Origin of the sequence: Vibrio profundi (assembly GCF_043642225.1) — a bacterium.
In the GTDB taxonomy this organism is placed as follows: Bacteria; Pseudomonadota; Gammaproteobacteria; order Enterobacterales; family Vibrionaceae; genus Vibrio; species Vibrio profundi_A.
This window is the reverse complement of the sequence record NZ_JBHZSF010000006.1, coordinates 42,060-54,728: the sequence shown is the minus strand read 5'-3', so window position 1 is coordinate 54,728 and position 12,669 is coordinate 42,060. Positions and strand designations below refer to the sequence as shown.

General features: G+C 46.3%; 9 protein-coding genes. 7 read left to right on the top strand and 2 right to left on the bottom strand.

The genetic code is table 11. From position 1 onward, the window contains the following. Positions 1-55: 55 nt before the first annotated feature. The 7 genes from ACHUFI_RS11245 to ACHUFI_RS11215 all read left to right on the top strand — a co-directional run bounded on the left by ACHUFI_RS11245 (position 56) and on the right by ACHUFI_RS11215 (position 7,691). Positions 56-1,858, top strand: coding sequence for a protein-disulfide reductase DsbD (locus tag ACHUFI_RS11245; protein WP_394249143.1), 1,803 nt, complete (start codon positions 56-58; stop codon positions 1,856-1,858). A 170-nt stretch (positions 1,859-2,028) separates the two neighbouring features. Continuing rightward, complete coding sequence (locus ACHUFI_RS11240) at positions 2,029-2,664, top strand: response regulator (protein ID WP_394249141.1); 636 nt, start codon at positions 2,029-2,031, stop codon at positions 2,662-2,664. Positions 2,665-2,787: 123 nt separating this feature from the next. Further along, positions 2,788-3,411, top strand: a complete 624-nt coding sequence (locus tag ACHUFI_RS11235; protein ID WP_394249139.1) for a MarC family protein — start codon at positions 2,788-2,790, stop codon at positions 3,409-3,411. Between the two features lie 344 nt (positions 3,412-3,755). Then, on the top strand, positions 3,756-4,022 hold the full coding sequence (locus ACHUFI_RS11230; RefSeq protein ID WP_137358519.1) for a DUF4212 domain-containing protein: 267 nt from the start codon (positions 3,756-3,758) through the stop codon (positions 4,020-4,022). 11 nt (positions 4,023-4,033) lie between these two features. After that, the gene (locus ACHUFI_RS11225) at positions 4,034-5,737 is read left to right on the top strand and encodes a sodium:solute symporter family protein (RefSeq protein WP_394249137.1); all 1,704 of its coding nucleotides are present in this window, start codon (positions 4,034-4,036) and stop codon (positions 5,735-5,737) included. Between the two features lie 175 nt (positions 5,738-5,912). Continuing rightward, positions 5,913-6,293, top strand: a complete 381-nt coding sequence (locus ACHUFI_RS11220) for a hypothetical protein (RefSeq protein WP_394249135.1) — start codon at positions 5,913-5,915, stop codon at positions 6,291-6,293. A gap of 12 nt (positions 6,294-6,305) precedes the next feature. Continuing rightward, the gene (locus ACHUFI_RS11215; protein ID WP_394249133.1) at positions 6,306-7,691 is read left to right on the top strand and encodes a class II fumarate hydratase; all 1,386 of its coding nucleotides are present in this window, start codon (positions 6,306-6,308) and stop codon (positions 7,689-7,691) included. A 62-nt stretch (positions 7,692-7,753) separates the two neighbouring features. Here the strand turns inward: ACHUFI_RS11215 and ACHUFI_RS11210 are convergent, their stop codons facing one another. After that, entirely contained in the window at positions 7,754-11,185 is a 3,432-nt protein-coding gene (locus ACHUFI_RS11210) for a hybrid sensor histidine kinase/response regulator (RefSeq protein WP_394249131.1), read from the bottom strand. Between the two features lie 96 nt (positions 11,186-11,281). Further along, complete coding sequence (locus ACHUFI_RS11205) at positions 11,282-12,454, bottom strand: 3-phenylpropionate MFS transporter (protein ID WP_394249129.1); 1,173 nt, start codon at positions 12,452-12,454, stop codon at positions 11,282-11,284. Positions 12,455-12,669 lie beyond the last annotated feature (215 nt).

The following is a 12,669-nucleotide window of genomic DNA, read 5'->3' as shown; positions in this document are numbered from 1 at the left end:
CTACCCTGTCTGATTACGTTAAGATACTCTCAACTTAATTTTGTCGAACTCCCTTATGCGCGCAGTCATTTCATTTCTTGTGATTGGTCTTTTGACCCTTTCAAACCCTGCTTTTGCCCTGTTTGGTAAAAACGCTCAGGGCCTTACACTAGGTAATAGCAGCAATACCTTTGTCCCTGTCGATCAAGCCTTTCCTTTCAATCACTACCAACAAGGCAATACGGTCCTGCTCGATTGGCAGGTAAAAGAAGACTATTACCTGTACCAAAGCCGGATGTCGTTTAGTGCAGAAAATGCGGTGGTCGGCGATGTGGTGATGGAAGAAGGTCAGCCTTACCAAGATGAGTTTTTCGGTAAAGTTAATATTTACACTCAGCCACTGTTCGTAGAAGTTCCACTGTCTGACTATCAAGATGGCGCAAAACTGATTGTGCAATACCAAGGTTGTGCCAAAGCGGGCTTTTGTTATCCGCCAGAAACGCGCGTTATCGACTTACAACCGTTTGATACTGTAAGCCCATCTGGAACACCTGCCGTTCAAACCGCCAAGGCTCCTGAAAGCACAGTTCAGCCCGCACCAGTTCAATCAGCTACAGCGGTTACTCAAGAAAGTAACCTTGCGGATAAGCTTGGTGACAGTTGGTGGACACCCTTCCTATTTTTAGCGCTTGGGGTTGGCCTAGCGTTCACGCCTTGTGTATTGCCTATGTACCCAATCCTCACAGGAATCGTGCTTGGCGGTGGTAAGCTCAACCAACGCCGAGCATTAGGGCTATCGTTCATTTATGTTCAGGGCATGGCGCTCACCTATACCTTATTAGGCTTAGTGGTCGCGTCAGCTGGTATGCAATTTCAAGCAGCGATGCAGCACCCTTACGTATTGATTGGCTTGAGCCTGCTATTCGTTGCGCTGGCAATGTCGATGTTTGGCCTTTACAGCCTACAGTTACCTAGCAGCGCACAAACTTGGCTCAACAACCTCTCGAATAAGCAAAAAGGGGGCAATAGCGCTGGCGTATTTGCGATGGGTGCAATCTCCGGCTTAGTGTGCTCGCCATGCACCACTGCACCACTTTCTGGCGCGCTATTATATGTCGCGCAAAGTGGTGATTTAGTGACGGGTGGCATTGCGCTTTATGCACTTGCAATGGGCATGGGCATTCCACTGATTTTAGTTGCGGTCTTTGGTAACAAATTGCTGCCTAAAGCAGGAAGCTGGATGGATAAAGTCAAAATCGTCTTCGGCTTCATTCTGTTGGCTGCACCGATCTTCTTACTAGAACGTATCTTGCCAGAACTTTGGTCGACCGTATTATGGTCTGCGCTTGGGTTTGTTGCATTCGGCTGGCTATATCACAGCAAAAACGCATTACGTTTTGGTGGTTGGAAGCAAAGTACAGTTGGCATTATCGCGATGCTAGGGCTCTTTGCTTCAGCACAGCCAGCACTCAATTACTATTTCGCTGCTCAATCACCGGCGGTCACGCAAACTCAAGTTTCTTTCACTCGCGTAAGCAATGTTCAAGAACTCGAGGAGCAATTAGTTCTCGCGAAAAAACTTGGGAAACCCGTCATGCTCGATTTCTATGCCGACTGGTGCGTCGCGTGTAAGGAGTTTGAAAAATACACATTCCATCAAACCGATGTCGAAGCGAAGCTTAAAGGCTTTGTATTATTGCAAGCGGACGTCACTCGTAACCAGCCACAAGACATCGAATTACTCTCTCAATTGAAAGTGTTAGGGCTCCCAACCATCGAATTTTGGGATGCATCCGGTCAGCATGTTCCGAATGCAAGGGTGACTGGCTTTATGAATGCCGAGAAGTTCTTAAGCCACATCAATGGTCATCAACTGTAATCAAATAAGCCGCACGACATTGTGCGGCTTTTTTATGACACTAATGAAATGGACTTAATCAGAACGGTGCAAAAGTCGATTGAGTTCAGACTTTTAGTGCTTAGAGATTGTCCAGATAAGCAATCAAGACAATAATAAAAACAATTTCATCTCCAGAAGTGTATACAGTCATGGATTCGACCTACACCATTATCATCGCTGATGATCACCCTCTTTTTCGTAATGCACTCTTCCAGTCGGTACATATGGCGATCAGTGGCGCGAACTTGTTAGAAGCCGACTCTCTTGATGCTCTACTTAGCCTATTAAAAAAAGAAGATGAACCGGATCTTTTGCTGTTAGATCTAAAGATGCCCGGCGCGAACGGCATGTCAGGGTTAATCCAACTGCGAGCTGAATACCCAGATTTACCGATTGTGGTGATTTCTGCCAGTGAAGATGCCAGTGTGGTGACGCAAGTTAAAAGCCATGGCGCATTCGGCTTCATTCCAAAATCGAGCGACATGCGCGAGTTAATCAGCGCGCTCAACCAAGTGCTGGACGGCGACCCGTTCTTCCCTGAAGGTCTCATAACCAATAATGCTGCTTGTACTGATTTAGCCGAGAAGATTGCGACTCTTACTCCGCAGCAGTACAAGGTATTAGGCATGTTGTCTGATGGCTTATTAAACAAGCAAATCGCTTATGAACTCAATGTTTCTGAAGCCACCATCAAAGCGCATATGACCGCAATTTTCCGTAAGTTAGATGTAAAAAATCGCACTCAAGCGGTGATCTTGTTACAACAGATGGAACCAGAAAGTTAATCCCCTTTACTTGAGAGTCCTCACATTGTGATGACTTAAAAGGAATAGTAGACGCTATAATATCAAGGCTGCCTTCCGGCGGCCTTTTATCCCTCTGTAACCAACTCTGGGAGGCTTTACCTTTTGCTTAGCATCATCATTACTCAATTCGTCGTATTATGGGCCGTCATTGACCCTATCGGATCCGTGCCCGTCTACCTATCCCAAACCCAAAGCTTAACCGTGAAACAAAGACGCTTAGTTGCACTCAAAGCCGTCGCGATTTCTGCTGGGGTGCTACTGTTTTTCCTTATCGCGGGACAGCTACTACTCGAAGCAATGCAAATTCCATTGCCAGCATTCCAAGCTGCCGGCGGGTTAGTCCTACTTCTGTTTGCATTAACCATGATTTTTGGTGAGAGCAAACCTGAGCAAGAGCAAAAGCTCTCTGAGGAAGTCAGTCATTCTCAACTGGCGGATCTAGCGGTCTATCCACTCGCGATTCCATCCATTGCATCACCAGGGGCGATGATGGCGATTGTGATGCTAACCGACAACCATCGATTCTCTTTGGTGGATCAGAGCATCACTGCTGGGGTAATGCTTGCAGTACTGGTGATTACTTTACTGCTCCTGCTCGGCGCTACAACGATTCACAAACTCATCGGTAATGTCGGTGCCGCGATAATTAGCCGCGTCATGGGCCTAATACTGGCTGCCGTTGCAGTGAACAACCTGTTACTTGGCATCAAAGATTTCTACTTATAATTTCCATTTATCTAGGTAAGTTAGGCTTACCTAGAACCTCTTTTCTCATGTACTCCTCCTTGTTTTAACGTCTCCCTTTCAACAAATTCACTGTTTAAAACGTTTTTTCGCGCATAGTCGAAGTTAAATTCAACTCCAACGTTAGACCTTTGGCTAATTTAACAACAAATTAACATCACAGTTTTCATTCATATTTTATATAAAAGCCCATTTTAAAGGCATTTCTTGCTTTTTTCGTGCCGACTAAAGTTGCACAGATCCCTTGACTTAACCTTGCTATCTTTCAAATCGTAACATTACGTTAACACAACATCTTTCTACGGAATGAAATAAAGGAGAAGGCCATGGCGTTCGAATCTACAGAACATGCTCAAGCCTACTGGAAGGAAAACTTGGGAATTATGGGAACACTGCTAGCCGTCTGGTTCGTAGTTTCTTACGGCGCAGGCATCTTATTTGTTGATGCCCTCAATACCATTCAATTTGGTGGCTTTAAGCTAGGATTTTGGTTCGCTCAACAAGGTTCGATTTACACCTTCGTAGCCCTAATCTTTGTTTACGTGTCTCGCATGAACAAGCTAGACAAAAAATACAACGTACAGGAAGACTAGAGGTTTAGAACATGGATATTCAAACTTGGACGTTTATTCTCGTCGGTATTACATTCGCACTGTATATCGGCATTGCAATCTGGGCTCGCGCGGGCTCAACCAGTGAATTCTACGTAGCAGGCGGTGGTGTACACCCAGTTGCGAATGGTATGGCAACAGCCGCTGACTGGATGTCGGCAGCGTCATTCATTTCTATGGCGGGTATTATTTCATTCGTTGGTTACGATGGTGCCGTTTACCTAATGGGTTGGACCGGTGGTTACGTACTACTTGCACTCTGTTTAGCACCTTACCTACGTAAGTTTGGTCAGTTTACGGTTCCTGATTTCATCGGTGAACGTTACTACTCAAAAACAGCGCGTATGGTAGCGGTATTCTGTGCAATCTTCGTATCATTTACGTACGTTGCAGGCCAAATGCGTGGTGTGGGCGTCGTATTCTCGCGTTTCCTAGAAGTTGATATCAACCTAGGCATCATCATTGGTATGGGTATTGTGTTCTTCTACGCAGTACTTGGTGGCATGAAAGGCATCACTTATACGCAGGTAGCTCAATTCTGTGTCCTCATTTTCGCTTTCCTTGTCCCAGCAATTTTCACATCAATTATGATGACAGGTAACCCACTTCCACAAATCGGTATGGGTTCAACAATCTCTGGCACTGACGTTTACCTATTAGACAAATTGGATGGACTAACCGAAGAACTCGGATTTACCGCCTATACCGAAGGTAATAAGAGCATGGTGGATGTATTCTTCATCTGTGCGGCTCTAATGGTGGGTACTGCTGGTCTTCCACACGTAATCATTCGTTTCTTCACTGTACCGCGTGTACGTGACGCTCGTATCTCTGCAGGTTGGGCACTACTGTTCATCTCATTGCTATACACAACAGCACCAGGTGTTGCAGCATTTGCTCGTGTAAACATGATTGAAACGATTAATGGCCCTGACATGCAAGGTGTTCCAGCAGCAGACGCTCCAAGCTGGTACAAAAACTGGGAAAGCACTGGCCTAGTAGGTTGGGAAGATAAGAACGGCGATGGCAAAATGTTCTACTCGGGCGACGAACGCAACGAGATGAAGATTAACCGTGACATCATCGTACTGGCCTCTCCAGAACTGGCGAAACTTCCAAACTGGGTTGTAGCACTATTAGCAGCCGGTGGCCTAGCAGCCGCTCTATCAACCGCTGCAGGTCTACTGCTAGTAATCTCTACCTCGATTTCGCATGACTTACTGAAGAAAGGCTTCAGACCAAACATGACCGACAAGCAGGAGCTATTAGCCGCTCGTCTGGCCGCCATGGTCGCTATCATTGGTGCAGGTTACTTGGGTATTAACCCACCAGGCTTCGTAGCACAGGTAGTAGCGTTTGCCTTCGGCTTAGCCGCAGCATCCTTCTTCCCTGCGATTATCTTAGGTATCTTCTACAAGAAGATGAACAAAGAAGGGGCAATTGCAGGTATGTTGGCTGGTATCTTGTTCACTGCAAGTTACATCATCTACTTCAAGTTCGTGAACCCAGCAGCAAGCACGCCAGACAACTGGTGGTTCGGTATCAGCCCTGAAGGCATCGGTACACTAGGTATGTGTCTAAACTTTGTAGTGTCTATCGCAGTTAACAAAGTAACAGCAGAAGTACCTGAAGATGTACAAGAAATGGTTGAGTCAATTCGTTACCCTAAAGGTGCTGGCGAAGCACACGATCACTAATATGGTCGGCACTAAGCCACATCATACTGCTCTATATTCAGTTTAGATTGTAGGGGTTTAAACTGAAACCAAGCTCAAAAGCCGATGCCAATGCATCGGCTTTTTCTTTTTATAAATAGGTTGTTTTTAAAAATCCAATTGATAATAATTATCATTACATTATCGAGAGGTTTTTATGGAAGAACAACAAATTCTCTATTCAATGTTTTACAAAGCTCAGGATCGTTTCTCACAACCTGACGTACCTGAAGGGTTTGAACCGGATATTATTCAAGAGTATATCCACAGTGGTTTGACCCTCGCATCCTATTACGAAAAACACGCAGAGCATGAAAACATACTGCTATGTGAGCTTTTTCTAAGGCAAGTATTCTTCCATCTTATTGAAGCCATTGAGTCGCCACGGCGTCCACTTACCTTTCGACAGACATGTCTTAACTCAATCTACTCACCACTCTTTAGTTTGAAGCGCCATTACTGCCAACAGGTAGAAGGGAATAAACGCTTTATCTCGCTACAAAAAACATTACAAAAAGTCCAAGCACCACTTGGCTAAAAAGGATAGAACATGACTCAACAATACCGCACAGAAAAAGACAGCATGGGCGAAGTAAAAGTCCCAGTAAATGCGCTCTACCAAGCTCAAACTCAGCGCGCTGTCGATAACTTTGCTTTCAGCTCACACGGCATGCCGAACCACTTTATTCGAGCGTTAGCATTTATCAAACAGGCCGCAGCGACGACCAATGCTCAGCTCGGCCACCTTGAAGGCGATGTCGCGGAAGCTATCTGCGATGCCAGCCAAGAAATCATTGAGGGGAAGCACCTAGAACACTTCCCTATTGATGTCTATCAGACCGGTTCTGGTACAAGCTCGAATATGAATGCGAATGAAGTGATTGCCACTTTAGCCTCTTCTCGACTTGGGGGTGATGTGAGCCCCAACGACCACGTAAACATGGGCCAAAGTAGTAATGATGTGGTACCAACAGCTATCCAAGTCAGTGTTGCTCTAACCATCGAAAATCAATTACTGCCAGCCTTAAACCACCTTTCAAAGACATTAGAGACTAAGAAAGGTGAACTTGCAGAAGTGGTGAAAACTGGTCGCACCCACCTCATGGATGCGATGCCGATTACTTTTGCTCAGGAGCTAGGCGGATGGCAATTCCAAATTGAACACGCAAAACACGGCATCGAAAACAGCTTAATAGCAGTCAAAGCTCTAGCTCAAGGAGGCACAGCCGTCGGCACCGGTATTAACGCCGATCCTCGCTTTGCGGCTAAGTTTGCGGATAGCTTGTCACAAGCAACCAAACTCGATTTCACGGCTAGCGAAAACTTCTTCTTCAACTTGAGCAGTCAAGATGCGATCGTCTCACTATCTGGCCAATTGAAAACAGCCGCTGTTGCGATCATGAAGATCTCAAACGATCTTCGCTGGATGAACTCAGGCCCACTTGCAGGTTTAGGTGAAATTGAACTGCAAGCACTTCAACCGGGCTCTTCAATCATGCCAGGTAAAGTAAACCCTGTGATCCCTGAAGCAGCTGCGATGGTGGCAGCGCAGGTGATTGGCAATGACACCACCATCACCGTGGCTGGTCAATCAGGTAACTTCCAACTCAATGTCATGCTGCCAGTTATAGCCCATAACGTGCTTGAAAGCATTGAGTTGCTGGCCAATAGCTCTACCGCTTTAGCTGACAAAGCCATTGCGACATTCAACGTCCGCCAAGATAACTTGGATTTGGCTCTATCAAAGAACCCTATTTTGGTCACGGCACTAAACCCTGTGATTGGCTACTTAAAAGCGGCCGATATCGCGAAAAAAGCCTATAAAGAAGGTCGTCCAATTCTCGATGTCGCAGAGCAAGAAACAGACTTGAGCCGCGAAGAATTAGCGCGCCTGCTAGATCCAACAAAACTGACTCAGGGTGGTATCGCCGATTAAACCGACTGAAAGTACCAATGAAAAAGGCCTCACGTGAGGCCTTTTTACGTCACTAACACTAATTACGCGACTCGATTGAGGATTGAACGAAGCTTCAGCGGCTTAACGGGTTTGGCAATAAACCCAAAACCGTTACCTTTGATTGCGGACATCATATCGTCTGTTCTATCGGCACTGATGATCACACCTTCAAATTTATCCCCAAGGCGCAGGCGACATTGCTGTAACACTTCAAGCCCGGTTCTTCCATTATCTAAGCGGTAATCCGAGAAAATCACATCCGGAATCCAATCGTCATCTAAGGCTTTTAAGCTTTCGACCAAATCAAGAGCGGTTTTCACTTCACACCCCCAGCGACCGATAAGATTCTCCATGCCTACAAGAATTTCGCTTTCATTATCCACACACAGCACTTTCAAGTGATCCAGCTCGCCACTTGGCGCAGCGACTGTTGCCTGAGGAGAAACGACGACTTGCTCTGCGCGATTAAGAGTAATGGAAAAAACGCTGCCTTCTCCCGGCCATGACCGCATCGATATTTGATGACCCAGAACATGAGCAATCCCTTTTGAAATCGCAAGACCTAACCCTAATCCTTGATCGGATCGTACCTGACTGCCGCGAGTGAACTCCTCAAAGATTTCTTGCTGTTTATCTTCATCGATCCCGGTGCCATTATCCCACACATCCAACCTCACTTGCCCTGCCACACGACGAGCTCCCAACACCACCTTCCCTTTTGGGTTGTAGCGGAAAGCGTTGGTTAAGAAGTTCTGAATCACGCGGCGCAATAGCTTAGGGTCCGACTGAACAAACAAGGTGGACGGCATCATTTCAAAATCGATCTCTTGCTGTTTCGCTAGCGCACTAAACTCAGCATTGAGATTAGAGAAAACATCATTAATCGCAAAACCGTGTACATTAACTTCTAATTTCCCAGACTCCAGTCGGGAGATATCAAGCAAGTCACCGATTAAGTCCTCTGCCGCCCCAAGTGCACTTTCAATATGAGAAGATAATTGCTTCACTTCTTGTTCTTTAGCCACTTCCGATAAGGAAGATGCAAATAGTCGAGCGGCATTTAGAGGCTGCATTAAGTCGTGACTCACCGCTGCCAAAAAACGAGTTTTTGACTGAGATTCATGCTCCGATTTTTGCGTCGCTCGAACCAAGCGATGGTTTAGTTTCTCAAGCTCTTGAGTCCGTTCATGCACTCTAAATTCCAAGCTTTCATTGGTTTCTTTTAGTGCTTGCTCTGCTTCTCTAAATACCGTGATATCCGTAAAGCTCATGACAAATCCGCCGCCCGGCATAGGGTTACCTTGCACTTCAATAACGCGTCCATCAGGACGAATTCGAGAAGAGGTATGGCGCGTACCTTGCTCTAAATGAAAGACGCGTCGACGTACATGGTCTTCTGGATCACCCGGGCCACAAAGTCCTTGTTCGGCATTATGTCGAATCACATCAGCGATAGGACGCCCGACTTGAATAAGCCCAGGAGGGAACTCGAATAGCTCAAGGTAACGTTGGTTCCACGCCACCAGCCGCATTTGTTTATCGATCACAGCAATACCCTGACCAATATGCTCGATTGCACCTTGTAGCAATCCACGGCTAAAATCATACAGCTCTGACGCTTCATCAACGATGGTAGCGACTTCTTCCAACTGCATGTTTCTGCCTTGCAAAGCAGAAGTAAGCACTAACTTAGCAGAAGAGGCACCAAACACCCCGGCTAAAACCCTTTCCGCATGGCGAATTAAGCTCGCTGGCGCTTGCTGGTTCGGTAATAGCACTTCTTCTTGCTGTTGCCAGTACGTTCGAAAAGCGCTTTTGGCTCGAGTCCTTCCCACAAAGCGAGAAGCCAGCATCTCTAATTCCGCCACAGTCACTCGGCTTTGATACAAGCTAATATTTTCACTTTCAGGCAGTGGCGTGCCAACGAATGAAGCCGACTGTAAGCGCTCACTTAAGCTTGAGCGAGTCAATAAAGAAACCAAGACGTAACACAACGTGTTAACACTGACACTTAAGACAATCCCCCAATCGGAACCCTTAATATTCCAACTGCTTAAAAAGTCTGGAGGCGTCACAATCCATAAGAGTGGATTAGTCTCGCCATCACCGGCCAGCATATCCGTTTGGCTCATTAAGGTGATTAACCAAATTAAGAAGCCAAACATCAAGCCAACATACACACCTTTTCGATTCCCTAAGCGCCAGTACATACCACCAATCAAAGCGGGAGCAAATTGGGTAATTGCAGCAAAAGAAAGAAATCCAATCGCCGATAAGGAATGAATGCTATCTAATGCTTGATAGAACCCCCACGCGCCAAGTAGTAGCAACAGAATCAAGCCACGGCGAATAATCAACAATAGCCCTGAGAAATGGCGGTGGTTACGATGCGTTAGCCGCATTCGGCGTAATAGAAGTGGCATCACCAGATCATTCGACACCATGATCGCGAGCGCGATCGTCGAAACGATAACCATACCACTCGCCGCCGATGTACCACCTAAAAATGCCAATAGCGCAATATGATTTGCCCCCACTTCCATCGGCACACTGATCACATAGGTGTCGGCGGAAGAACCACTTAATAGCCCTTGCCCTGCCCATGCTATTGGTAGAACAAACAGCCCCATTAAGATCAAGTAAACAGGGAAAAGCCAACGCGCGGTATGCAAATCTTGCGGACGCTCATTTTCCACGACCATGGTGTGGAACTGTCTGGGCAGACAAACGATCGCCAGCATGGTTAATACGGTGTGGATAGCTAAAGTCGGTAGGTTGGGAGATTCATACGTTTCAGCAGCAATATCGAGCAAATCAATGGTTTCATGATTCCATGCGAGGTAAATAATGAACACACCCACACAGAGAAAAGCCACTAACTTAACAATGGATTCAAAAGCAACCGCCATCATCATGCCACGGTGATGCTCGGTATTATCAATATGCCTTGTACCAAACAGCATGGTGAAAATCGCGAGTGCACCCACGACAAACCAAGACACGTGATAATCCTGATAACCAAAATCAGCGGCTAAGTTAGGCGCTACGATATCTAACCCCATGGTGATACCGCGCAGTTGTAGAGCGATATAAGGCAAGATCCCGGCAACCGCAATAAGAGTGACCACCACTGCCAACCCTTGAGATTTTCCATAGCGAGCAGCGATAAAATCGGCAATAGAGGTAATATGCTCTCGCTTGGCTATCAGAATTAGCCGTGCGAGGATTCGCCATCCAAAAGTAAACACCAAGATGGGCGCAATATAGATAGGTAAAAATGACCAAGGGTTGTTACTTGCTTGCCCGACCGTGCCGTAAAACGTCCAAGAGGTACAATAAACCGCAATGGATAAACTATAAATCCAAGGCCGCCAACGCGAAAGCCAACGGGTTTGCCTGTCACCATACCAAGCAATAAGAAACAGTACCCCTAAATACGCGAGGGAAACTGGTACAACTATCCAACCTTGCATTCACCATATCCTTATGAAAAAGCCTGCAATTTGCAGGCTTTCATTATGCTTAGTTTTATTTAACTAAGGATGGATATTGAACACAATCACAACGGTTTAATTCTGTGCTTTAGGCTCTAATTCCGTTACGTGACCTTTGGTTTCCACTTTAACGAACAGCGCCAAAATACCCATGGCCGCCATCGCCCAGAACACATCGGCTCCCCAAAGCTCGTATCCCCAGCCGCTTAAAGTCGTCATTAACGCGATAAAAGCGCCCAGTGGTATCGCATTGTACAGGGCTTGTAGTGCCACCATTTTGCTCGCTTCTTGAGACTGGATGTATCGAATCGCAGCGATATGCGCCATGGCGAACGTCACACCATGAAGTAACTGAACAGCGACCAGAGCGAATATAGCGGTAGTGGACGCCGTGATTCCCCAGCGCATCATGACTCCAATAGAGGCTGCAACAAACAAAGCACGCAGCGTCCAACCGGCAAATAAACGCTTACTAAATGCAAACACGCCCACTTCAGCGACAACCCCTAAGCTCCACAAGTAACCAATGATCGCTTCTGAATGTCCTGCTTCTTTCCAATAAATCGCGCTAAAGCTGTAATAGGCGGCGTGGCTGCCCTGTATTAGCGCAACTAAAGTTAAGAACTTAACCACAGATGACTCTCGCAACAGTTGTGACAACTTAGGCCTAGGAGCGACTTCTTCAGACTTAGTAACAGGCATCACATTCGGGTTACGCATACCAACCACTAACGAAAACAGCACGCCCGCCAAAGCCGTATACAAAATCATACTGGTGCCAAACTCGGCGACCAAAAAACCCACAACAGTAGAACCAGCAATGAAAGCGACCGAGCCCCATAGGCGCGTTCGTCCGTAATCAAGCAGCTTTAGACGGCTGTAATAATTTGCCATGGCATCAGATAACGGAACAATTGGGCCACAACATAAGTTAAATAGCACGGTAGCCAATGCCATTAACCAAAAATCGCCCCCTGTGAAAAAGTGGAAGCCGATAAAGATTAAAGCCGCGAGACTCAACCAACGAAGTGCAGGCAGTAAGTGTTCGACTTTATGAATACGCGGTGTGATCACGATATTCGCGACACAACGAGTTGCAAAACCGAGGCCAATCAGCACACCTATATCACTAGGAGAAACACCTTGGTCTTCAAACCAAAGTGCCCAAAAAGGTAGGTATACCCCATAGGCAAAAAAGAACCCGAGGAAGTACTGGGATATCCAGCCATAAGGAGAAGGATGCTGCATCAAAATACCTGCTTAAAAATTGAGATGATTGGCGAGAGAATTATGCCCACCTTACCTTGAGTTAAAAAGGGAATATTTGGAGACACTCCGTTTCCTTATTAGAAAAAAGGTCATAGCGCCTATTTCTTTGTCTTACTTCAGATTAATTAGACTAAAGTCGTCTGGAGGTTCAAGCAGGATTTGTCAGACTTATCGTACCTCTTGCCTTGCTAGCG